21 protein-coding genes and 1 riboswitch are annotated in these 24,080 nt (G+C 53.8%); of the genes, 13 read left to right on the forward strand and 8 right to left on the reverse strand.

Features of this window, described 5'->3' with window-relative positions; translation table 11 throughout:
- Position 1: 1 nt before the first annotated feature.
- Entirely contained in the window at positions 2-1,057 is a 1,056-nt protein-coding gene (gene cobW / locus AC2FJF_RS15145; protein ID WP_496726133.1) for a cobalamin biosynthesis protein CobW, read from the reverse strand.
- Positions 1,054-1,443: a DUF1636 family protein gene (locus AC2FJF_RS15150; protein ID WP_496726134.1), complete on the reverse strand. Its 390-nt coding sequence runs from the start codon at positions 1,441-1,443 to the stop codon at positions 1,054-1,056. The genes cobW and AC2FJF_RS15150 overlap by 4 nt, the downstream gene beginning before the upstream one ends.
- Positions 1,444-1,526: 83 nt before the next feature.
- Positions 1,527-1,736, reverse strand: a riboswitch (cobalamin riboswitch).
- Between the two features lie 570 nt (positions 1,737-2,306).
- On the opposite strand from AC2FJF_RS15150, the gene AC2FJF_RS15155 reads away from it, so the two are divergent.
- Complete coding sequence (locus AC2FJF_RS15155; protein WP_496726135.1) at positions 2,307-2,477, forward strand: hypothetical protein; 171 nt, start codon at positions 2,307-2,309, stop codon at positions 2,475-2,477.
- Positions 2,478-2,718: 241 nt separating this feature from the next.
- Here AC2FJF_RS15155 and AC2FJF_RS15160 read toward each other — a convergent pair whose 3' ends face one another.
- The 3 genes from AC2FJF_RS15160 to AC2FJF_RS15170 form a co-directional block, all read right to left on the reverse strand.
- Entirely contained in the window at positions 2,719-3,675 is a 957-nt protein-coding gene (locus tag AC2FJF_RS15160) for a hypothetical protein (protein WP_496726136.1), read from the reverse strand.
- Between the two features lie 861 nt (positions 3,676-4,536).
- Entirely contained in the window at positions 4,537-5,061 is a 525-nt protein-coding gene (locus tag AC2FJF_RS15165) for a flavodoxin domain-containing protein (RefSeq protein WP_496726137.1), read from the reverse strand.
- Positions 5,062-5,195: 134 nt separating this feature from the next.
- Positions 5,196-5,660, reverse strand: coding sequence for a hypothetical protein (locus AC2FJF_RS15170; RefSeq protein WP_496726138.1), 465 nt, complete (start codon positions 5,658-5,660; stop codon positions 5,196-5,198).
- A 291-nt stretch (positions 5,661-5,951) separates the two neighbouring features.
- Here AC2FJF_RS15170 and AC2FJF_RS15175 point away from each other — a divergent pair, with 291 nt between their 5' ends.
- The 8 genes from AC2FJF_RS15175 to AC2FJF_RS15210 all read left to right on the forward strand — a co-directional run bounded on the left by AC2FJF_RS15175 (position 5,952) and on the right by AC2FJF_RS15210 (position 15,943).
- Entirely contained in the window at positions 5,952-6,398 is a 447-nt protein-coding gene (locus AC2FJF_RS15175; RefSeq protein WP_496726139.1) for a universal stress protein, read from the forward strand.
- Positions 6,399-6,746: 348 nt separating this feature from the next.
- Entirely contained in the window at positions 6,747-7,532 is a 786-nt protein-coding gene (locus tag AC2FJF_RS15180; RefSeq protein ID WP_496726140.1) for a formate/nitrite transporter family protein, read from the forward strand.
- A 456-nt stretch (positions 7,533-7,988) separates the two neighbouring features.
- Positions 7,989-8,366, forward strand: coding sequence for a SnoaL-like domain-containing protein (locus AC2FJF_RS15185; protein ID WP_496726141.1), 378 nt, complete (start codon positions 7,989-7,991; stop codon positions 8,364-8,366).
- 347 nt (positions 8,367-8,713) lie between these two features.
- Positions 8,714-9,709, forward strand: a complete 996-nt coding sequence (locus AC2FJF_RS15190; protein ID WP_496726142.1) for an HlyD family secretion protein — start codon at positions 8,714-8,716, stop codon at positions 9,707-9,709.
- Positions 9,706-12,402 (forward strand): ribosome-associated ATPase/putative transporter RbbA, encoded by a 2,697-nt coding sequence (gene rbbA, locus AC2FJF_RS15195; protein WP_496726143.1) that lies wholly within the window; start codon positions 9,706-9,708, stop codon positions 12,400-12,402. The genes AC2FJF_RS15190 and rbbA overlap by 4 nt, the downstream gene beginning before the upstream one ends.
- Positions 12,403-13,521, forward strand: coding sequence for an ABC transporter permease (locus AC2FJF_RS15200; RefSeq protein ID WP_496726144.1), 1,119 nt, complete (start codon positions 12,403-12,405; stop codon positions 13,519-13,521).
- 196 nt (positions 13,522-13,717) lie between these two features.
- Positions 13,718-14,218 carry an Hsp20/alpha crystallin family protein gene (locus tag AC2FJF_RS15205; RefSeq protein ID WP_496726145.1) on the forward strand — a complete coding sequence of 167 codons (501 nt, stop codon included), beginning with the start codon at positions 13,718-13,720 and terminating at the stop codon, positions 14,216-14,218.
- Between the two features lie 150 nt (positions 14,219-14,368).
- Positions 14,369-15,943, forward strand: coding sequence for a trypsin-like peptidase domain-containing protein (locus AC2FJF_RS15210; protein WP_496726146.1), 1,575 nt, complete (start codon positions 14,369-14,371; stop codon positions 15,941-15,943).
- Between the two features lie 9 nt (positions 15,944-15,952).
- On the opposite strand, the gene AC2FJF_RS15215 is transcribed toward AC2FJF_RS15210, so the two are convergent.
- Together AC2FJF_RS15215 and AC2FJF_RS15220 are read right to left on the reverse strand one after the other, a co-directional pair.
- Positions 15,953-17,569 (reverse strand): MFS transporter, encoded by a 1,617-nt coding sequence (locus AC2FJF_RS15215; RefSeq protein ID WP_496726147.1) that lies wholly within the window; start codon positions 17,567-17,569, stop codon positions 15,953-15,955.
- Positions 17,570-17,617: 48 nt separating this feature from the next.
- Entirely contained in the window at positions 17,618-18,838 is a 1,221-nt protein-coding gene (locus tag AC2FJF_RS15220) for an APC family permease (RefSeq protein WP_496726148.1), read from the reverse strand.
- Between the two features lie 263 nt (positions 18,839-19,101).
- Between AC2FJF_RS15220 and AC2FJF_RS15225 the strand changes: the two genes are divergently transcribed.
- The 3 genes from AC2FJF_RS15225 to AC2FJF_RS15235 all read left to right on the forward strand — a co-directional run bounded on the left by AC2FJF_RS15225 (position 19,102) and on the right by AC2FJF_RS15235 (position 20,623).
- Positions 19,102-19,572 (forward strand): c-type cytochrome, encoded by a 471-nt coding sequence (locus tag AC2FJF_RS15225; RefSeq protein ID WP_496726149.1) that lies wholly within the window; start codon positions 19,102-19,104, stop codon positions 19,570-19,572.
- A 133-nt stretch (positions 19,573-19,705) separates the two neighbouring features.
- Entirely contained in the window at positions 19,706-20,155 is a 450-nt protein-coding gene (locus AC2FJF_RS15230; protein ID WP_496726150.1) for a phasin family protein, read from the forward strand.
- A gap of 60 nt (positions 20,156-20,215) precedes the next feature.
- A complete protein-coding gene (locus AC2FJF_RS15235) occupies positions 20,216-20,623 on the forward strand; it encodes a universal stress protein (RefSeq protein ID WP_496726151.1) in 408 nt (135 codons plus the stop codon).
- A 199-nt stretch (positions 20,624-20,822) separates the two neighbouring features.
- Here AC2FJF_RS15235 and AC2FJF_RS15240 read toward each other — a convergent pair whose 3' ends face one another.
- A complete protein-coding gene (locus AC2FJF_RS15240) occupies positions 20,823-22,097 on the reverse strand; it encodes an adenylate/guanylate cyclase domain-containing protein (protein WP_496726152.1) in 1,275 nt (424 codons plus the stop codon).
- A 572-nt stretch (positions 22,098-22,669) separates the two neighbouring features.
- On the opposite strand from AC2FJF_RS15240, the gene AC2FJF_RS15245 reads away from it, so the two are divergent.
- The gene (locus AC2FJF_RS15245; RefSeq protein WP_496726153.1) at positions 22,670-23,902 is read left to right on the forward strand and encodes a flavin-containing monooxygenase; all 1,233 of its coding nucleotides are present in this window, start codon (positions 22,670-22,672) and stop codon (positions 23,900-23,902) included.
- Positions 23,903-24,080 lie beyond the last annotated feature (178 nt).

A 24,080-nucleotide genomic window follows, 5' to 3' on the forward strand; every position in this document is an offset into this window, starting at 1 on the left:
CTTACTCGGCGGCCTCGGTCACGCCCACGAGGATATCGCGGATCGCGGCCTCTTTGATGTCGTCGTGTTCGGCGATGACCACCAGACGCGAACGGCGCTCTTCACCGGGTTCCCACGGGCGGTCATACTGGTGACGTACGCGGGCACCAACGGCCTGCACCAGCAGACGCATGGGTTTGCCCTGAACGGCGGCATAGCCTTTGACGCGCAGGATGTTCAGCTCATTGGCCAGACGTTCGATATTGGCGACCAGTTGGGCCGGGTCGGTCTGTTCAGGTAACTCGACGATGATGCTTTCGAAATCGTCGTGTTCGTGGTCGTGATGGCCATCGTGATGCGACGGACGGGCATCCATGTCATCCTCGGCGGCCGCTTCCAGCCCCAGCACGACGCGCACGTCTACGGCACCTTCGGCGACTTCGACCACTGGCAGCGGACGCGGAGCTTCGGCGGCGATGACTTCTTTGGCTTTCGCCACACCTTCGGCGCCCGCCAGATCGGGTTTTGTCAGCAGGATGATGTCGGCGCACGAGATCTGATCCTCGAACACCTCTGACAGGGGCGTTTCGTGGTCGATCGAGTCGTCAGCCAGGCGCTGGGCGTCCACGGCTTCGACATTCGGAGCGAAGCGCCCGGCGGCGACGGCCTCGGCATCGGCCAGAGCGATCACACCGTCAACGGTGATCTTAGAACGGATATCCGGCCAGTCGAACGCCTTCAGCAGCGGCTTCGGCAGCGCCAGACCAGAGGTTTCAATCAGAATGTGATCGGGGCGCGGCTCCAGCGCCATCAGTGCCTCGATGGTCGGAATGAAGTCATCGGCTACGGTGCAGCAGATGCAGCCATTGGCCAGTTCCATGATGTTTTCCGCCGGGCAATCCGGAATGGCGCAGGATTTCAGGATATCGCCATCGACGCCAACATCGCCAAATTCATTGACGACCACAGCCAGACGCTTGCCCTGCGGGTTCTGCATCAGGTGCTTGACCAGCGTGGTCTTGCCCGAGCCCAGAAAGCCGGTGATCACGGTGACGGGAAGTTTTTCAAGATTGCTCATTTCAGGGCTCCAATCGGGGGAATGCGGGCCGCACAGTTTTTGCGGAAATGCTCGGGGCGCTCACGCCATTTCACCAGACCGTCTTCAGCGGCCAGATATTTGGTGACGCCTTCGACGATGGTCTCGACATGGTCGGCCTCGTCGAGGTTTTCATAGACGAAGGTCCATCGGGACGGGCCACCACGCAAAACGATCGAACATCCCTGATCACAATTCGACAGGCATTCCACCGGCTTCAGGTCCACGCCGTCAGGCAAGCCCGCCTGTTCAAGCGCTGTGTGCAGCAAAGTGCCGGGTCGCTGAGCGTCATCTTCGATGGGCAACCCACGGCGGCATGTCGTGCAGACCAGCAATTCGACTGGTGCGGTCTCGGTCACGTCTCTCATCCCCCTAATCCTTTGTACGGGGGACGGGGTTTCATGCGGGCCACGTGTGCGACATGGACCCGACACCGGAACACCCCGCCCGGTTTCAACTTCGGGTGCTGGCAGGTCTCCCGGCTTGCGGATGTCAGAGCGTTTGCCCTGTCGGATGTCCCGCCTTCCCGGCCTATTGGGCCAGTGGCTTTGGGCACCCTCTCCGGTCACGGTCGCGGGGGCGGCTGTGCTTGGCGATGACATCGCTGGCACATTCCCTTTTCATCCATCCGAGGATGGACACCAACGCATGCGACATGCGGCACGGGCAGGGGGCTTGTCAAGCACGACTGAGGATTGAAAACCGGTTAAGTCAGAAAAGCGACCAGCCGAAGTCAGTCAGCGGCATCCGATGCGATCCGATCACGAAGCCAGGAGCAAAACAGCCCCGCAGCCGCGGATGATTGAGCGCTTCCGGGCTTGGCAATCAGGTAGTGCGGTTGTGTAAACGGAATCGCTGGACCGGCAATCGCAACAGGCGCGCCTTGGGCAATCGCGTTCTGTGCGAACCTTTGGGCAATATTAAGGAAGCGGGCAAAGGCGCGACAAAGACAAAGCACATCCCTCTACCACTGTCGCATTGTGCGTCGCGCCGTTTGTTCGCGGGAAAAGATTTGGCACGTGTGGCATTACTTTCAAACCGCTTCGACATTTAACCCCGGACATCAACGGCGACGGTTATGCTGTTCCAGAAGCCAGTAGGAACATGATACCCAAGTGTATACGCCCGGATTTGCGAAAGCAGCGCAGAAAGCTAAGTGTTTGAAAAGAAGTGGAGGCGAGTACCAATTTCGAACTTGCGTAAAGGAATTAAATTTCTTAATAAATAACAATTGTTTAGTGAGATTTTATCGGTACGTGGGCTTGCGAATGTTGCGGGATTGTTGGTTGAAATTGTTCATTGGCTTAACGCCATCAAGGATGATGCTCGATTTTTGGTTCAAGTGGATTTTGGTGCAATGATCACAGCAACGCTGATTGCTTTCAGGCGCGTCGCAGCCTGAATGCGCCGTCACTCGACCTTCCGCCCGTCAAGATATGAGCCGGTGTTCGGATACCTTAAACGCTGCTTCAATAGCTGCACGATTTCGTCGGCAACAACTGCCATTTTTCATTTGAAAGATTCTGATGCCGGTTTGCCAGAGTAGTCAGTTGTATACGTAATTCTTCATCCGGAATGGAGCTGTCTAGAGCCACCGACATAATGCTGGGGCTTACAACGCGTGCTAAAACAGTTGAGCGCCGTTAGACAATTGCTCCCGGATCGAACGTCGCGTTCTGGAGGTGTCTAAACCTGGTTCGTTCGTGAAGGTAAGTGTCGTGAGCGAACTTTTCCTCCGGTAGTCGTTTCTCTGCGATCTTCCGATGGAACCTTACAAGTCTAGCAACGTCTTTGACTACAGTGGTGGTCGTTTTCAGTGCATCCAGCTTTTTGTCCGAACGGATGTATTCTCGAGCGTCCGCTTTCCACTTGAAACCTGCGAAAAGCAAAGCGTTTGAATCGAGTAGCAGTCGCACCGTGCGACTTTCCCCCATCGAAATGGTTATGCCAGGCTCCACCAAATGATGATGTAGAATAAAGTTCCTTAGACCCATGGCAAAACTATGCGCGCCGGAGTTCTTCCCGATTACCCTTCCAATTCCCCGGGTGTAAGATTCACTGTTTTCCAGCTTGGTGTATTTTCGGATACGTCTGCAAACATCTACGTATGAAGCATAAAGCGCAGAGAATGTTAAAAGATTGGATGTTGCCTTAGATTGTTCTCGAGCATACGCAGAGTTATCTGAGCGCTTGAACTCAAGAACGGTGTCCATCCCTGCCGTAGCCGCATTCAAACCAAGGCTTGCTTCCAGCATTGCGGCATGCACCCTTTCTAAGTTCTCCAGTGCGGTATGAACTTTATGGTAAGGGGAAAAGCGCAATGCGTAATTCCACGATTCCTCTTGCAGCTTTGAAGTGTATGCGGCGAAACCCTCTGGATGATCCGTGCTGCTTTCTGCAATATATGTTGCGACCGTCAGCGCTCGGTTTAACTCGGCGAGCTGACCGTCTCCAAAGTCCCATCTCAGTAGGTCGACTTGAGAGAAACACTTCGCTAATTGAAACTCCTGTGTGGTAACACCCTTTGAGACGGATGCAAAAAGATCGTGTGGTTTAAAGCGATGCTTGGCAATGAAACTCGCAAAATCTTCTTTGGGCATTCGAAACCTAGCTAGTTTTGTTGATATCGCATCGAAGACTTTCCGACATGAACTATAAAATTGACTACTAGGGCGCCGCTCTCGGGCGTCTTCTGGTTCCAGCTTCAACCTATGCGGTTACTATCTAGGTATGATGAAGCTTGCAAATCTGTTCCGAAGACAACAACCCCAACCCAAAAACCCACTTTTGAGTTTTTTCGCACCGGCCAATAGAACACGGCGCGAATAAACCCACGTAACAATGCCATGGAAGGACCCGCGATTTTCTTCGGTGGACCAATGTATGAGTTCTTGGCTCGGTTTTGATGACTACGTGGGAGGGAAGGCGAACAAACACTGTCGGATTCTTCGCAATGAACGCAGCAGTGTTGTGCACTGTTTTCAAAGTGCGGGGAGCGGGGGAGGGGGATTCCTTAGAGCATTCTAGAAAAGTGTATTTCTGCGTTTTTTCACATTCTGCGCTATAGGGTATCCCCAAGTCTCCCCATAAATTTATAACTATATTTAAGATATTGATACTAATAATAAATGCCCTGTTGACACCTCCTCAAAACGGTCCCCGAATGGCTCCCCATGCTTCCCCGGCGCTCCCCGAGATTTTCTTAGATTCGCCGTCAGGCCCCCTGCGACCTGGCCGAATAACCAGTCTCGACTCCCCGGTAGGGAATGGCGGGGAACTGATATAGGGGCGCGGGGGAAACTGTGGCGGAGTTGAGGCATAGGTTAAACGCAGTTGGGCAATCGTACACCTGATCTGGCGTTGATACTCGATATAAGGATAACGCCAGCGCCCTCATCCGAGTCAGTGAAAGGCCGGCCGAACTCTGTCATTGGTTCGATGCTCTCCGAGGTGATGGCGCACTATTCGTCCAGGAATGCTGTTATGGTTATTTTCAACGCATCCCAATCGGTGAATTCTCTCAAGCCATCTCGAGGATCAATCTTCTGGCCTAGCATGACAACGTGTTGGACGATCTCTCTTTCAAAATACCCGTAACTATCAGGCCGTACGGCACCAGCGACCAAGGCGGTCGCGTCTGGTTCGAATTTCGTCCGCATCAGCATTTCGGTAAGATAGTCCCGCGCGTCCTCCTGACCTTTCTGAAAAGCAGCTTTTAGACTGACGGAAAGCAAAAGTGATTTTCGCGAGGATAATGCGTCATGGTGCCTTTCTAAAAACTCCTCGAACGGCTTGGGGTGCCGGCGTTCATGGACGGGAGCCGCAAGGATAACGTGGTCTACATCTTCCAAAGACACTGGACCTGCCAGTTGGTCGATATCGATCAGCCTAGTTTCGTATCCTGCCCCTAATGTGACTTTGTTGATGAAGCGCGAAATCTTGGCGGTCTGACCTTCAATAGTTCCGTAGGCAATAAGTACTGTCATAATGACGCTCCCGCAAACCGGTCTAAACAGCGAACTTACTATGCCGAAACTCTTCGCCACGGCCTTTGATTTCAATCAAAAATGCCGGTCTCTCTAAGCAATCTGGGTAAAGGCGCGACGTCGAAATGACTGGCTCATCCTGTTCTGGAAAGCACAAAAGCTATGGCAAGCCAAAATCCAGTGCGTATGGTCATTGCACCGACGGTTCGCCATTCAAATGGCGTGCCACTAAGAGCCACTAATATTAGAACAGCAAACACCAATAGTGTAGATAAGCCAATCAACCAGGCAATGCGTTGTGCCCAGAATGTGGATTTGTAGATTGCGAATGCGCCAATCAAATAGACAAATCCAGCCAGAAAATTGAACCAAAGCACGAATGGTACCGCATCTCCCACTGCGGCTTTGGCAGCAGCACCCCCAAATAGAGCCGTTCCGCCGGAGAAAATGGTAAGAAGACCAAAGAGTGCTGCGGCTATTGCAACTGGGCGAACCCAAGGCGAAGAGGAAGGCATCGTTGTTTTCCTCTGGAATAAGATTGAATTTCGTGTCGTAAGCAATCCGCCGTCCTCGCCAAACGAACTGAAACGCACGTCCATAGTAGCAATTTTTCTCGCCATTACCCTTGATCTTTATCATTGGGCATAAATTGATACCCTTTGAAAAAAGCAGCGTCTGCGGGAGGTTTTTCGCAATAGACATGCTCTGTTGCCCCTTTGGGTTGACCCGTTTGCAACTCCAACAATTATCAAAGTTGGTTCTGTTACCGTGAATCTTCTGGAAATGGACGGACGAATACGCTCGAATTTGCAGCGAAAAGTGTTGATTTGAGTCAATGCTAGTTGCTGCAAGTTCACCCATACTGACCCTCACAAAGGAGGGAGTGCGACATGTTCAAAATAATTGTGGTTGGCTTGGATGGATCAGAGGCGTCAGAAGCAGCTCTACGCGTTGCCTGTGATATCTCAAGCAAATATGGCTCTCAAATTCACCTTGTCCATACACCTCAGCCGCAAACCGTGGCTTTCGCAATGGGCGCGGTTGCTGGCTATCACGCCGTCACGACAATGCCTTCAGACGAAGAGGTTCAGCAGGCTGCAGACAAGATCATTTCCGCGGGTAAAGAGATTGCCAAAGAATACAATCAGACGGTTTCGCAAACACATACCCAACGCGGTGATCCGGTCGACGAGATCATCGCATGCGCCAAGCAATGCACAGCAGACCTGATTGTGACGGGCCGCCGCGGATTGGGAAGCATTGGTAGCCTGATTCAAGGGAGCACCTCTCAAGGCATCAGTCGGAATGCCACTTGTGCGGTTTTGACCGTTGCCTAAATATCAAACTTGGTCCCAATCGGCACAAAAACGATGACGATCAATAAGCTTTGCATTGAAGCCTCGTGACAGAACTAAGGTTCGATGGCTACGCCGTGACGCTGAACTCCCGACCGTGAAAATGGAGTCAGATATCCACTGCTTCATGACGGTGGCACGAAAACGGAGGCTGAAACAGAGGTCATGGTTGCCTGTGGCGATGACCGGAGACCAAACTGTGTTAGGCGAAACTACCCGAACTGTGGTGGAACAGATGAACTTCCCCTTTTATTTGTGCATTGGTTCGAGGTCAGAAGATAGGCTGTAAATTTCCTGCTACGTAGATCCGTGTTAACTTTGGAGCCCGACATGAACACCCCGTCCCTGTTCGACGCTCATAAACCCTCTGAAATTGCGACATTAGTTGAGACTGCTGGGGTCACAAAGGCAAAGTTGCCAATGGCACCCATGTTCGTTCTTGCGATGCTGGCTGGGGCATTCATAGGGTTTGGCGCAGCGGCCTATACGATGGCGGTTACTGGCGCAGACAGCGCTGCGGGGCCGATCCGCGTTCTGGGTGGCGCGGTGTTTTCCCTGGGCCTTATCCTGGTGATCGCAGGTGGTGCAGAATTGTTCACCGGAAATGTTTTGATGGTGATCGCAGCGGTCGACCGCAAGATACCGCTGCGACTGCTGTTTCGAAGCTGGGGCATCGTCTATGCCGGAAACTTCGCGGGCGCCCTCGGGCTTGCATTGGCCTTCTCTCTGACCGGCCTGCTCGAGGGGCCGATGGGCAATACCGCCGTGGTGATAGCCGATGCCAAAGCGGGGTTGGAACCGATGGAGGCCTTCGCCCGTGGCGCACTGTGCAACGGGTTGGTATGCCTTGCTGTTTGGCTGTCCTTTGCCGCCCGCAGCGTCGCCGGCAAGGTTCTGGCCGTTTTGTGGCCCGTCACTGCTTTTGTGTTGCTGGGGCTCGAGCATTCGATTGCGAACATGTTTTTCTTCCCGCAGGGTTGGGCAGCGGGGGCAACTGTTCCGGTTTTCTCAGCGGCGACCAATCTATTGTGGGTTACTCTGGGCAACATTGTCGGCGGGGCGGGAGGAGTCGCCTTGGCCTACTGGTTTGCTTATCTTGGCGCTAATAGACGGTAAGACCCACTTCTTCGATCACAGCGCCCGCCAGAGCAAAACGATCGGTTTCAGTTGGTTTTGAAGACGTTGTCTAATTGTGCAGCCCAGATCAAGCTTTTCCTGCACTTAATAGTCTAGATGCCGGGAGCATGGTTGTCTTCGTGTTCGATATCGGTTGTCGCATGATGGTGCACCACGAGGGGAAGCGGCACAGGCTTGCTTAAGTCCGCTGATTGGGATGCGAGCCGGTTGATCAGTCAGATATGAGTTGGATGCGGAGGTAACTCACCGACCACGAGGCAAGGAGATGGCACATTGGTTAATGACGGTGCCGGGAATTGGGCCGTTCTTTGCCACTGCACTAGTTGCCCTCTCGTTCCCAAACTGGATTCTTCGCCAACATCTAAATTCATTGATCCTCGTCAAGATTGGAAAAGGCAAGATGTGATACAGTTGATGCCTAAAATGAGGGCTATCATGGAAGAATTAGTCGAGATTGGAAGAACACTTGTTCAGGCAATGCGTGATCGCAGGGGCCTTGCAAATGTTGATGAAATGTATGCCGAGAACGCTCAATCCATAGAAGCGGTTGTGCCTCCGGTTCGACAGTTTCGCATCACCAAAGGCCGTGATGCTATCAAAGGGAAAAGAGAGGATTGGCTGGCAACTCATGAAATCATCAAATTCGACGTCGATGGCCCCTATGTTCATCCCCCAAACCGCTTCAGTGTGCGATATAAGGCTGACGTAAAGCAGAAGGAAACTGGACAACGTATCGCCTTGAGCGAGATTGCAGTTTATTCGGTAGCAGACAGAAAGATTGTACTGGAAGAGTTCTTCATGTTGCCGAAGTAGGAGCGGCAACCCGCAATACTGACGCAGTGTTGGTTTCATCCGCACGCTGGAAGCGTGACTTGTAAGTGCTTTGACTCCACGGATGGACAATTGGGCATTTGTCTCGACCGCGTGATGCTTGCCCATGCGCAACAATTCCGTCAGTTCGGCGCAACCGAAATCGAAAGTCACGCCGTGAAATCCGCTTTGAGCCATTGATGCGGGTTAACCATCAGACTGCTGCGCCGGTTTTCTACCCGAGTTTGGCCTGAACAACCCTCTAAAGGGCTCTGTTTGATTCAAAACAAAGCATTTTGCGGGGTTTGAGATAACGTCACCTCGTAGCTCTAACCGCGGTACGCCAGATCATGAAAAAGAATGTGCGCGCAATACTGATCATCGTAATGCTCCTTCTCGCAGGTGCGGCGTTGTACATATTCGTTTCAGAAGACAGCAGTGAATTGCCAGTTGGATTTGTACAGGGCAATGGACGGATAGAGGCCGAACAAGTGGAAATTGCCCCCACCTTCGCAGGGCGGGTTGCAAAGGTTTTGGCGGCAGAAGGCAACTTGGTTGTTGTGGGTGAACTGTTGGTCGAGATGGACACCGATGAACTGTCTGCAGCGCTTGATCGCGCCAAAGCCGAAGTAGCATTGGCGCGTCAAGCCAAGGCCGAAGCCGAGGCTGTTGTTGTCCAACGAGAAAGCCAACGGCGTCGCGCGGCGCAGGAACTGGAACGGGCAAGGGCACTGTTGGCCGGTCAAAACATTTCGATGACAGTCTTTGAAGATCGCGAAACCGCATTTCAGGTTGCCGACGCCGTTCTGGGTGCCGCCAAGGCCCGGGTTGCAACCTCGGACAGCCAGATCGCGGCTGCCGAAGCCGAAGTGCGCCGGATCGCTGCTCAGATCGAGGATGCTTCGCTTGTCGCCCCCATGCCAGGGCGCGTTCTTTACAGACTGGCTGAGCCCGGTGAAGTTGTCGGCGCGGGGGAGCCGATCCTTACGCTTCTCAGCTTAGAAAACGTCTATATGGATGTGTACCTGCCCGCACGCGAAGCGGGGTTGCTGCCCATCGGGGCTGAGGCGCGCATCGTACTTGATGCCTTGCCGGATTTTGCCATTCCTGCAACCGTCACTTTTGTATCCCCTGAAGCCCAGTTTACTCCGAAGCAGGTCGAGACACTAAGCGAGCGTGAACAGTTGGTCTTTCGCGTTCGGGTTCGCATCCCCCAAGATCTGATCACAGAACGGATCGAACATGTGAAAACCGGCCTTCGCGGTGTCGCTGTGATCAGGCTTTCTTCTGACAGCGTATGGCCGGAATATCTGGAAAGGCGGATCCCACCCGAATTGTTCGAATGAATTCCCAGGCGGGCACATCTGGTTTCTGCATCAGCGGTGTCACGCATAAGTATCGCCAGCGCATTGCACTGGATAACCTGTCGCTTGATCTGCCGATTGGTCAGCTTATTGGACTGATCGGGCCTGACGGGGTTGGCAAATCAACGCTTTTGGGTTTGATCACCGGCGCGAAGAAGCTTCAGTCTGGTACGATCAATGTTCTCGGAGGTTCGATCGACGACCGCGCCCATCGTCACCATATCTGCCCTGCGATCGCATTTATGCCGCAGGGGTTGGGCCGAAACCTCTATGCAGAATTGTCGGTGCAAGAGAACCTTGAGTTCTTTTCGCGTCTCTTCGGACAGGGGCAGCAGGAGCGTGACATCCGGATCGCAGCATTGCTGTCGGCAACCGGGCTTGCGCCTTTCTCTGATCGGCTGATGGGAAAACTCTCGGGCGGCATGAAGCAAAAGCTCGGGCTGTGTTGTGCACTGATCCATGATCCTAAGCTTTTGGTTCTGGATGAGCCGACCACCGGCATCGACCCACTGTCGCGGCGTCAGTTCTGGGCGCTGATCGACGCGGTCCGAGAGGCCACACCCGACCTCTCCATACTGGTTTCGACAGCTTATATGGAAGAAGCCGAACAATTCGACTTTATCGTCGCGATGGATGCCGGGCGCGTGCTTTTCCATGGTTCTCCGGCAGAATTGAAGGGGGAAGCCAGCGATCTTGAAACGTCCTACCGGCGGTTGCAGGCGCACGGAGATCCCCTGATCGCACCAAGGAAAGCGCCCACACATCACCGTGAGGCAGACCCAGTGATCACGGCACGCGGATTGACGCGGCGCTTTGGCGATTTCACGGCAGTCAATAACGTCGAATTCTCGATCAACCGTGGTGAGATTTTCGGCTTCCTCGGGTCGAACGGCTGCGGCAAGTCGACCACCATGAAAATGCTGACAGGTCTTCTGCCCGCAAGTGACGGTGAGGCGCTACTGTTCGGAAGACCGGTTGATGCACGCGACCTGAGGATGCGTCGCGAGATTGGCTATATGAGTCAGGCATTCTCGCTTTATGGCGAGTTGACCGTTCGGCAGAACCTTCAGCTTCACGCCCGCATCTTTGCGATCACGGACCGCGATAGGCGTATCGACGAACTGGCGGAACGCTTTGGCCTGATTGCACATATGGACACGCTGGCCACGGCGCTGCCACTTGGCATCAAGCAACGTCTTTCCCTGGCGGTCGCTGTGATCCACCGACCTCGCGTACTGATCCTGGATGAACCAACTTCGGGGGTGGACCCTGAGGCGCGCGACTCGTTTTGGGCGTTGCTGATTGAGCTTTCGAGAGATGAAGAAGTGACGATTTTCGTCTCGACCCATTTCATGGCCGAAGCAGAGCGCTGTGATCGGGTGTCGTTCATGCACGCGGGCCGTGTTCTGGCTGAGGGAACACCGGATGAGTTGATCACCGAGGCACAGGCAGACAGTCTGGAAGAAGCATTTGTCACGGTATTGAAGGCAGCTGACCCTCCGGCACCGGTGAAAGCTCCTGAGGCATCGGTTCATGCCCTTGATGACAGCGCTGGCGGGGGTATCAGGCGCACACTGGCATACGCGAAGCGTGAAACCATCGAGATTTTGCGCGACCGCGTGCGTTTGGCGTTTGCGTTCCTGGGCTCGGTGATCCTGATGCTGGTCTTTTGCTATGGGATTACGCTGGACATCGAAGAACTGGATTTCGCGGTACTGGATTTGTCACAGGGCCCAGAAAGCCGCGCCTACATTGCAGAGATTTCAGGATCGCGCTACTTCAACCCAACGCAGCCACTGACGAGTATCGGTGAGGGCCATGAACGGCTGGCCCGAGGAGATGCCTCGCTGGTTGTCGAACTCCCACCTGATTTCGGGCGCAAGATCCGCTCTGGCGAAGCAACGGACGTGCTTGCAATTGTGGACGGCGCAATTCCATTCAAGGGCGAGACCGTGGAAGGTTATGTGGCGGGGCTCCACAATACCTTTTTGGCGGCAATGGCCCGCCAAAAAGGTGTGCATCCGGTCGAGATCGCCCGTATCGAACCACGCTTCAGGTACAATCAGAGTTTCGAGAGTATTGCCGCAATGGCCCCGGCCATGCCTGCGATCCTTTTGATAATGTTACCGGCAGTTCTGATGGCGGTCAGCGTCGCGCGTGAGAAAGAGTTGGGAACCATCACCAATTTCTATGCGACGCCAACGACGCGTCTTGAGTTTCTGATTGGCAAACAAATCCCCTATATCGCAATCGCGTTCGCCAATTTCCTGCTCTTGGCCGGAATGACGGTCCTTGTTTTTGATGTACCGCTCAAAGGCAACCCGGTTCCCCTGGCGATTGGCGCGTTGCTGTATGTCTGGGCGACCACATCTTATGGGCTGCTCATTGCGACCATGACCTCGAGCCAGGTGGCCGCTACCTTCGCTACCGCCATCGCCTCGGTCGTACTGACCATTCAGTTCTCGGGCCTGCTGCAGCCGGTTTCAACGCTTGAAGGCGGTGCGCAGACAATCGGATCGCTCTGGCCGTCATCCTATTTCCTGCACCTGAATGTCGGTGCCTTCACCAAAGGGCTGGGCTGGAGTGCGCTTGCCCCCGATCTTCTCGCCCTGGCCTGTTTCGGGCCGGTGCTGACGTTGATCGCGGCCCTTTTGCTTCGAGCGCAGGAGAAGTGAATGCAACGGTTGTCCTGCATCTTCTGGCTTGGCTTGAAAGAAATGATGAGCCTTCGACGTGACTGGGTGATGATGGCGCTGCTGGTCTGGTCATTCACGCTGGCACCCGTGATGGAGGCGACGGGGGTTTCGAACTCGGTCAACAATGCCTCCATTGCATTTGCCGATGAGGATGGCTCGCCCCTTTCACGGTCTCTTGCTACGGCGTTCTTCCCTCCGGAGTTTCAACCTGTTGTCCAGATCGCACCGGGTACCGGAGCCGAAAAGATGGATGCCGGGCATTTCCTGTTTGTGGTCGCGGTGCCACCAGGGTTCGAGAAAGATGTTCGCGCCGGGCGCTCACCTGAAATCCAGATTCTGATTGATGCGACGGCGATGGAACAGGCCGGGATTGGTGCAAACTATATCATCAATATCCTCAGCGCCGAGATCCGTCGCTTTGCCATCGGTGCGGACCTGATAGAGACATTGCCTGTCGATATCATCATGCGCAGTGCGTTCAATCCCAACCGTGATACTGTTCGTTTTGCCGGCATCGTGGCGCTCATCGGCCAGATCATGTGGCTGACTACGATCCTCACCGGTGCTGCAATGATCCGCGAGCGTGAACATGGCACAATTGAACACCTGCTTGCGATGCCGCTCACCCCGTTTGACATTGCGATGGCCAAGATTTGGGCAAACGCTGCTGTGGTTCTGGTTGCCGCAGCCTTGTCCTTGACCTTTGTAATGCAGGGTGCCCTGGGGATCAGCATCGCCGGTTCAAAAGGGTTGTTTCTTTTTGGCACCGCCCTGTTTCTTTTCACGGCGACCGCACTTGGGGTATTTCTTGCAACGATTGCACGCTCAATGGCGCAATTTGCACTTTTGGTAATGCTGACAGTCCTTCCGATGCTGATGCTGTCAGGGGGAGAGACACCGATCGAGGGTCAGCCCGACTGGCTTCAGATCGGAACATCGGTCCTCCCGTCCCGCCATTACATGTCCGCCAGCCAATCCATTATCTTCAAGGGTGTGGGGATTGAGACGGTCTGGCCAGAGCTCTTATGGATGGCGTTACTCGGCGCAATCCTTCTGGCGTCAAGCCTGATGCTTTTCAGACGCTCGGTGGCGCAATAGAGTTAGATCAGTTTGCCCCTTGGCCTGGACGTATGACTGGTAATACGCCTTGTTTCATTTCAGAATGCCGATACGGTCGGGATGTCTCTTGACGCGATACCGAGGACACTTGGTTGCGCAAGATCAAGGCAACTAGATGCATCTTTTGCCATAATGCAGCCTCCCCACAATCGCACCAAAGGAGGAGGATCAGAAAATGCTTGAAGACAAAAAACCACAACTGTTTGCTGGAACACATCCGCTCTCTGATAACTTTCGACGCGAAATGGAATCCATGATGTCGCGCTTTTTCGGGGGCGCAGCGCCATTCCTGCCGCTGGAAACAGCCGCGCAACGCACGGGCTTCCCGTCGTTGGACATGACGGGTGCGATTTCGCCGGCGATTGACATCCACGAAACGGATACAGCGATCGTTCTCACGGCTGAATTGCCGGGTCTCGAAGAAGACGACGTCGAAGTCGAAATCAAAGGCCGCAGATTGAACCTGCGAGGCCAGAAGAAGGTCACACATGATGACACGGGCGATCTGCGCGTTAGCGAGAGAAGCTTTGGCAGTTTCACCCGGACAATGACGCTGCCTGATGCAGTCGATCTCGAGGAGATTTCCGCTGCGTTCGACAAAGGTGTCCTGCACGTCACGATGCCGAAAACCGAACCTCAGGATCCCAGCCGGAAGATTAAGGTCTCATCGAAATAGGCGCAATGGAGGCGCACGCGCAACCATCATGGTCCGGGCAGCATGCGCGGACCCTTGGTGTTCTTAAAACGAGCACATTATTGCCCACCATAGCGGTTTCACTGCTGGGCATGATAATGTGCCAATAGCGCTAGAGAACTGAGATGGACGATGCGGACGCCTGACAAAAGCGATGTGGAAAGTGAAACTGGCGATGTCCGTGCATTTCTGGAGAGCTTGACGGGGCCGTCCCGCGGAACCGTTACCTGGCTTGTCGGCAACGCTTTGGCTGCTTCGGTGGGTCCTGATCGTATCCTGAAGTTCAGGCGGAAAGAGGATTTGCCCCCGCATGACGAAGACGTGGCGACCATTCAGTGGTCGCAAGGCGGTTTCACGCTAAACGCGTTGCCTGGCCGGGATATTTGGGTCAATGGTCAAAAAACTGCTTCGGCAGTTCTTGGGCATGGCGACATGATTGAGTTCGGTAAAGAGGGGCCCATGTCGCGCTACAGGGTGTGTGACCACTCATTCCCTGCACATCACACGGTCGAAGACATAATAAGTGACGCTTATGTGTATGCGCGCTCCAGCCGCCGACCCTTGGCCAGAAAAATGTCCGGTGCGCTGCGCGAAGGCGGGCGTCGGCTGACATCACAAACCACGGTTTTGTTCAGGGTTACCGTTATCGGTGTGCTTCTTCTGATCTTTGCCTTTGGCTATTTGCTTTTTCAGAACGACCGGAAGCTGGCGGACAGCCTTAAACAGGAGTCTCTCAAGATCGAGGCGGTTGCTGTCATGCTTACGCAGACGCGAGAAGATGCACTGACGGCGGATGATCTGGTGGCGCTCAGAGAAGCGTTTGACAACCAGGTGATTTCCACCGAGCAGCGCCTTGGCACTTTGGAAGAACGCGCTGGTGCGTCAAGGCGAGTTATCACAGCCTCGACGCGATCTATTGCCTTTATCCAGGGTGCTTACGGATTGCGACAGACCGAAAGCGGCAAATTGCTGCGGCATGTGCTTGGCCCGGACGGGGAGAAACTAAAAACTCCATTCGGAAAACCATGGATTGAACCGGATGCAACAGGCGCGCCGGCAGAGTTTCAGTTCTCCGGAACCGGGTTTCTGCTGCATGAGACCTCTCTGTTGGTGACCAACCGTCATGTCGCCTTGCCCTGGACTACCGGGGATCGGGCGCAGGCCCTGAAGGCCGCAGGGCTTGAGGCCGAGATACTTAGTCTGCTGGCTTATCTGCCAGAGCAATCCAAGCCAATGGAAGCGGTATTGCTTAGGGCAAGCAAAACGGCCGATCTGGCGCTTCTGTCTGTTGATGCGAGCCGGGTTCAAGGACTTGGGCTTTCGCTGGCACCTGACCCGCCGCGGGCAGGTGAAGAAGTCTTCCTGCTTGGATTTCCGACTGGCCTTAAGGCCTTGATTGTGCAGGCCGGTCCGGATTTTCTGAAAACGCTTGAGAGCGATGGCACCGTCGATTTCTGGTCGATTGCCAAAAACCTTTCAGAGCAGAACAAGATCAGGCCTCTGGCCAGCCGGGGGATCGTCGCCCAGACGAGCCCCGGTGCGGTCGTTTATGATGCGGAAACCACAACCGGCGGAAGCGGCGGACCTGCCCTGAACCGAAACGGCGAGGTGGTTGCTATCAATGCCGCGATCTTACCGGAATTTGGCGGCTCGAATATTGGCGTTCCAGTGTCACATCTCAAGATACTTCTCGATGAAAGCGATTGATCCGCATATTTAATCGCGTGTCTGATAAGGCGAGTTTTGCACAAGAAAAACCACAGCCAGTGGGATGATGACAGAGATCAACCCCACGGTAATCAGCAAGTTCCCTAAGTGGCTATAGTCAGCGACGGAGGCAACGGTACCCGTTCTGGGATCGGTAACCGCGCGGGTAACGGTAAAGATCTGATTCAGGTATTTTGTACCGAGACTGCTTGCTGACAATGCCATGTTGGTGAACGACGCCATGACCGCAAAAAAGGTAGCCTTCAGATGTGTTGGGGCGTTGCGCGCGATCCAAGCCAACATTGGGACCATCGCGATCTGACCCAGCGGTGACTCAACGGCTGTGTCAAGAATGGCGATAAACCTTGCATCCACGACCCCACCTGTGCGCGCGGCCGTCCATTCATGCACCCCGTAGTACAAGGCAAGGTTTGGCAGGGACAGCACTCCGGCGGCAATCGTGAGTAACACTACAACCTGCGCAATCGAACGACTTGCCATAAACGGCCTGAGGATAATCAGGCCAAGCAGAGCAAGTAGTGAGGTCAGAAGCGCTAGAATGGCCAGGAACTGTTCGTCAAACCCAAGCTCGTCGATCTCGAACCAGGTCAGGCCCGGTCCTGGCAAGGGAACTGCTCGAAAAACGAAAATGATAGTTGCTGTCCCGATCAGAACTTTGGCCTGTTTCGCCTCCAGCTCTCTCAGCAAACGCGACATGAGGTAGAGAATGACCGTGAGCGACACCGCAAAAACGGTCTCTTGCGCGAAGGCAAAATTTGCGGTTCCCAACACTATGCTGAGAACAACAAACGCAAGCCCGCCCAGCAGTATCGGCCACCTTACTTCGGTGGTTTGATCTGGTCTGTGCAGAAGGTGTCCTCGACGAACGAGGTGACGCTGTATCAGAGCGTGAAGAACCACTCCACTGACAGACAACAGTGGGATAGCCAGGGCAATGAGATAGACCCGACCGTAGAGAACCAAACGATCGGCTTGCTCCAGATTTTCCGCCCCCGAAAAAATCCAGATGTTAACCGCGGCGACCCCTGCAAACCCGGATATGATCGCAATCCTGCCGAGGGTCTGCATGGTGGTGTGCCGGGCACGAACTTCGTCCTGAATAAACGCGCGTCCGTCTCGGTCCGATTGCGGCACTGCTTCGACTGTCATGGCGTCAGCAACGACATCCTGAATGGCATAACCTGAAGGAGCCAACATCAAGGCAACGACGTACCAATTCTCAAGTGGCATAATGCCGGCCATTTGGTCAGGCGCAGCCACAAGCCTGTACATGATGAGCAATGACGTCGTGATAAGGGATGCGCCAACGACAATCAGCAGGGATTTCCAGCGCCAGAACAGATCAACAAGATGACCCAGCGGCATTTTTAGAATCCACGGCAACCCGGCCCAGAATGCCAATCCCGCAACAGAGGCGGCGGATAGATTCAGATAGTCTTTAAGAAAAAACGCACCGACGACGGATGTTAGTCCCGAAACCCCGGCCGCAAAGTAAACCATCAATGGTGGCAAGTAAGACCATTGCAATTGTGCGACCAGATCAACGAAAGTCCGGTGCCACCAGCCTGAAATCCGCCTTCCAATTGTTGATCGGTCAGTGTTCATGCGTCAGTCGGACCCCGTTCTGATGACCCTGTGCTGTCGGTTTTCCTCTCAGAGAAATCCGGCACCAAAAAGCAGAGCGCTGGTCAGCACCCCAAGGATTGGCACAACAAGAGGTACGCGGAAATGTTCCCGAGTTGACCCTGGCCGGGACTTCAGCAATATCAGCGAGATGTTGACCAAAACAAACACTCCCAAAACGATCTGGGATGTGCGTTCCGCTAGTATGCCGATTGGCAGAGTTTGCGTCAGCAGAAGGATTATCGCAACTACCAACAGGGTTGCGACGACCGGTGTTTGGGTAACCTGCGGGACAGTCGCCAGTATTTTCGGAAGATGATCCCGGTCGGCAAGACCATAGATCACCCGCGACGCCATAATCATCTGGATCAAGACGCCATTGACTGTTGCAACAACCGCGACTGCGGCGAACCCTTGTTTGATTACTTCGGGTGCGTCGAAGAAAACCAGCGTGAGTGGGGCGGCCGAGGTCGACAAGGTATGGATAAGAACAACGAGCAGGACCGTGATCGAGGTCGCTAGATACAAACCCGTCGCCAGAACGAGCGTCAAAAGGATAGCCTTTGGAATTGTGTGGATTGGGTCTTTTACCTCTTCCGCGACGTTTGCCATGTCCTCAAAGCCAACAAAGGCAAAAAAAGCCAGCAGAGATGCCGCCATAATACCGCGCCAGGTACTGAGCTCGAGCCCCGGAATCATCTCACTAATTTCATGGCCTTGCGGTTCCTGCACAGACATGCCCCAGCCAATCACAAAAAGAAGCCCCGCGATCTCGATGACCGTGATCACGGCTGCCACAAATACCGATTGTGTAATGCCCCAGAGTGCAATCAGCCCCATGACCGACACAACGCAGATCGTAAGCAATGCGGTGCCAAGCCCCGTCAGGGTGTGAAGGTATGAGGCCGCCCCAATCGCAACAGCGGAGGCTGAAATAATCCCAGACGCAGCAACGGCAAGACCGATTAGAACCGCCATCCAGCCCCTTTGAAATCCCGCTTCAACGTATGCCGCTTCACCCGCGCTTACGGGATAGCGTGTCGCGAGTTCGGCGTACGACAAAGCCGTCAGCGAAACGACGAGCGCTGCAACAAGAAACGAAACTGCAGCATAAGGGCCCGCGGCCTCGGCGGTTGCGCCGACGAGCACATAAATTCCCGCACCGACGGTAACACCGAGCCCATATAATGTAAGCAACGGGGTGGTGAGAGAACGTCGGAGTTTAGGGGACGGTGGATCAACTGTATGCATTCACCTCACTCCTTGATGGGCAATTGCCGGGTTACCGAAGCTGTGCCGCAAACAAGCACCCCGATGATAAACCAAGGGCTCATCACCACTCATGCCGAGCTCCTTCTTAAACATTCATACTTTGATATGTAATTCTTTATTTGGCATTGATCTATATCATCAGGCGCTAAGACTGATCAGAGAGGCGGATCCGAATGCTGCGACCGTCGTTTCGTGATGGTTTTTCCCAGCTGGTACTCAAAGGTTGAATATGAGCGAGATCAATGAAGCATTCATTCGATATCGCGTATTTTCAACTCGAAATGCTGATCTCGGAGGAAGAACAGATGCTAGTTTGTCGCGCACTTCTTTTGTCAATATTTGCTGCAAGTGCTGCACTGGCGCAGGATATAGACCTTCAAAATGGGCACGATCTCTACAGAACTTATTGTTGGCAATGCCATGGTTTCGAGGCCACAGGAGATGGTCCAATGGCAGAGATGCTGGCGATAAGGACACCTGATCTGACGAGGCTCGCAGCCCAAAACGACGGTGTTTTTCCGATTGAGGCGGTGGCGCGTCAAATTGATGGTCGCGCACCATTGCTCGCGCATGGCGGAGAAATGCCCATTTTTGGAACAGGTTTGGACTCGGACCAAAAAGTTGCGCTGACCATGCCTGATGGCCAGCCGATGTTCGCAGGTGTGCCGTTGGCAAATGTGATTTACTATCTGGAATCTATTCAAATCGAGTAGTTTGGTACAAATGCCGCCATTAGATTGTAGAGCACCACTGCCTACGTTTGGTGACGCCGGTTGATCTACATTAAGGTTATTTTCTACGGGAATTGGTAACATTCAGCATTGGGAAGATGAGGAGGAATCTCCGATGCCTGAAGAGAAGCCAAAATCAAGTTACTCCAACCCACTTGTCGATATTTTCAAGCAGATGCAGCCGTCTACTTCAGCCAATCCGTTTTTAGACGCTCAGCTTGAGCAATTCTGGGACACGCAGGAAAAATCGCTGAAAGAGGCAGAGGCCTTTGCTCAACATTGGTTTGAGAGGCGTCACGAGGCTGTTCGAACCGCGCTTGAAGCTGCGCGCTCGGCATCTGCTGCAGACCCGACTGATCCAGCAAAAGCACTGCAATCCATAGCTGAGTGGCAGAAGCACTCAGCCCAACGCCTGGTGTCTGACGCTCAGGAATGGTTCGAAACAGTTGCCCGATGTGCAGCATATGCAGCGGAAACCGAAGTCGAAGCTGTGGAGAAGACAATGGTTGATGTTGCAAGCACAGCTAAGAAGGCGGGCAAATCTCCGAATTCCGATCCGGTATAGAGAGCCGTATCACCACAGAGGTCGGAATGATCGCAACTGGAGCAAAGGAAGGTAGCTAATATGTATAAAAACATTCTGGTACCAGTCGCACTGGACAACGATCACGATACACAGGCCTCATTTGAAGCTGCTCGTTTGCTGGCGAAGGTCGATGCGGAATTCACAGTGCTTCATGTGCAGGAACCGATCCCTGCATATGTGGCATCTCAGATACCCGAGGAAGTTCTGGCAAACACGCGAAAAGAGCTTCAGGAAGGCTTACATCGGAACGCTGCAGAGCTACCGGGCGCGAAACCGCGGCTTATCTCGGGGAGCGCTGGCCGAGCGATCGTTGATTTCGCAAATGAAAACGAAATCGATTGCATAGTGCTGGCCTCACACAAGCCGGGGATCGAGAACATTTTTATTGGGTCGACTGCGAACCGGGTCGTTCACCATGCTAATTGTTCTGTCCACGTGGTCCGCTGAACCGGTCTCTGGTAAGTGCCGCACGTCGATTTAGCGTCGTGGATGAGTCGACTTTCCAGATCCCAGTTATTTTACGATCATCACACGCTGCATGACCATGTGGAAATGGAAGGCGTTGATAGGCTCAATGAGTGGGTCCGACTGAATGGATTGCGAAAGTTGAATTCAGGGGAATGGCAAAGCCATGAGCAAATACTTACTATTTCGGTATGTAGGTCCAAACGCCGATCTTTCCGCGTCTTCCTCTCAAATCTTGCACTCCGGCGGGAACCAATCTTTTGATTAAAGATTGCCCGACCTTGTCCATCGGATCTATTGCCTCGATCAACAAATCGCTAACCACCAAAGAGGCTTTTAGTTTCCGGGACAGCTGCTCAAGCCTGCTTGCGACGTTCACAGTATCACCGATGACGCTGTATTCAAGACGGCGCCGGTTTCCGATGTCACCTGAGATAACGGGACCGAAGTGGATGCCAATCCCAATGCGTACCGGAGGAAGCCTTTCGGCACTCCTGTCATGGTTCCAGATGCTCAATGCCTCAAACATGTCAAAGGCGCATTGAAGTGCCTTTCTGGCGTCGTTCTCACTGGCCTCTGGTGTCCCGAAGGTCGCCATCAGCCCGTCGCCCAGATATTTGTCCAGCGTGCCTCCGTTCTCGAAAACTGCCTTGCCCAACCTGTCATGATACCCGCGTAAGAAATCAACGACATCGCCAGGGGCGTCGTTCTCGCACATGGAGGTAAACCCGATGATGTCAACAAACATGACAGCGACGTCTTGTTCACGCGCATCGCCAAAGCTGTCCTCGGCACTACTGAGACGGTCCACAACGTTTGGCGAAAAGTAGCGTGCAAGATTGGAGCGTGACCGCTCTGTACGAATTCGACTTTCTACGAGCCAACGAGAGCGACGCACCAAGGCGGCGAGACCAGCAGTAACAAGCAAGCAAACGATGATCTCTTGAGCCCAAAATCCCAGAAAAATGAAATTCGGATCAGAGCGCGCCATCAAAAAGTCCTCCACAGTGCGCTCACTAAGATCGAGGTTGGTATAGGCGCCAGGTTGGCTCACAAACCAAACCAGCATTCCTGTGCGCGCTGTAACGATGCAAAAACCGCACCAGAGAACCAGGCTTGGGCGAAAGCTGAATGCTGCCTGCATCAGGAAGAGATAGAAATAGGTGAACTGGCTTCCATTCATCAGGATCGCAGGTGGTAAATTGTATTCAGCGAAAGGGTTTGGAGTGCTGGAGATGAAAGCCAGCAAAGCACAGTCGATGGCAACGAAGACATAGTTCATTACACTGGCATTCGCGCTATGCTTGGCTGAAAAGTACTGCAAGATTCCAAGCACCGCGAATACTGCAACCTGAGAAATATCGTAGAGAAAGCTGGCACCGCGGCTTTGTGTGTCTATCGCAACCCAGATCAAAACAATACAAAGTGCTGTGGTTCGAACCTTCGCGGCCAGCAAAAGACCCTGCTGCTCTGCCTCGGCAAATCTGTCTTCGTTGCGACGCGTCAGCCGTCCTTGCGCGCGCTCTACAGCTGTACGATCAGCCGTTACGGGTTTCTGAAGATGCGTCACACCGCTTCCCTCCGATATCGAACAGCATAGCGGTCGTCGTCACGGACTAGAAGCGGAGTACATCTGGCTGCGGTTTGAGAACAGGACATTCGCCGCAGTGCGATATCTGGGTAGTTTGGGCTGAGGCTGTGTGAAAACTCCGGCCCTCCAACTCTCTTGTCGAGCTCGTTTTCAGCGCCTGTGTAAATTGCTCTCTCAGAAGCGCGGAAGAACGCACATAAAGGGTATTTTCGACATATTTCGCCAACCGGTCAGAGTTTTCACACAGCCTCGGCTCATCGCAGACCTCGGAGCAAGTGCGGCAAGCACCCCGCCTCACATAATACTACCACCGAGGACGGCCCAAAGCCGCCATTTGCGCCAGCGGCATCGAAGGTCTAGTTCGAGCCCTGAGCGGACATTGATACATTGAAGCAACTAGCTGTCGCCGATAGAGTTTCATAGAGAGGTTTGCTGTTATGTACACCCTGATTGACACTGTGGTTGTGGGCGGAGGTCAAGCTGGTCTTTCCGTTAGCTGGCACTTAAAGCAGGCTGGCCTTGATCACGTTGTTTTGGACCGCGGGCAGATTGGCGATACATGGCGTAACCGTTGGGACTCGTTCTGCCTTGTCTCTCCTAACAAACTCTGCCGACTTCCAGGTTTCCATTACGATGGGGATGATCCCGATGGTTTCATGCTCCGCGATGAGATCGTCAAGTACATCGAAGACTATGCGAGCAGTTTTGGTCCGCCCTATCGAGGGGGCGTCGAGGTGGCTAGAATCGAGGCAAGTGCAGGACCGGGTCGGTTCAAACTAACCACATCAGATGGCGAAATCAGAGCGCAGAACTTGATCGTCACCGTCGGCACGCATCAACACCCGAATATACCAAGTTGGCATTACGATCTGCCCGAAAGGGTTACTGGCATACATACGTGTAACTATCGCAACTCAGCGAGCCTACCGGATGGTGCGGTATTCATTATTGGAAGTGGTCAGTCAGGGTGTCAGGTCGCTGAGGACCTGCACTTATCCGGGCGCGACGTACATCTCGCAGTGGGCAGTGCTGGCCGCATCCCACGTCGCTATAGGGGTCGCGACATTTTTGAATGGGACTTGGCGACTGGGTACATGAACATGGCGGTAAAGGACCATCCCAAAGGGACAGCTATCCGGTTCAAAGCCCATCCACATCTCTCAGGGCGAGAGGGTGGTCGTATTATTGATCTGCGCCAGATGGCGCTCGACGGGGTCAAACTACACAGCAAGGTTGAGGGTGTTCAAGACGGGTGTCTGATTTTGGCGGGCGGACTTGAAGAGACGCTCAAGGCAGTGGACGATGTGTGTCGCGCGGAAATGGAGAGCATCGACACGTTTGTTGCAGAGAATGGACTCGATGATCCCAAGGAAATTGTTGTCCCGATCAACTGGCAGCCCAAACCTGAACCACCGTTCTTCGACTTGGCTGCAGCAAATGTTTCAACCGTCATATACGCAACTGGGTTTCACCGCGATTTTGGATGGATCGACTTGCCAGTCTTCGATGAGACTGGCTATCCGCTATATGAGCGAGGTGCTACGGATATAGCAGGCCTGTACTTCTGCGGACTGCATTGGATGCATACACAAGGGTCTGGCCTGTTTTATGGCGTGGGCGAGGACGCGGAGTACGTAGTTGATCACTTGATTTCTACTGCGAACAAATAAGCTACGCGACAGCCTCGAGCCTAGCTTGGATCGAAGGTTTCCAACTGTAACAAGATCAGCTTTTGGACGTGTGTGCCGATACGGCTTGTGATTGCGCTTTAAGCCAGTTGACGAACACCTTAGCCTCGGGACGCTGAAATTCTGCTTGAGTCTGGATGTAATAGACGCCGAAGAGTGG

Source organism: Ruegeria sp. CDSB013 (assembly GCF_059611165.1).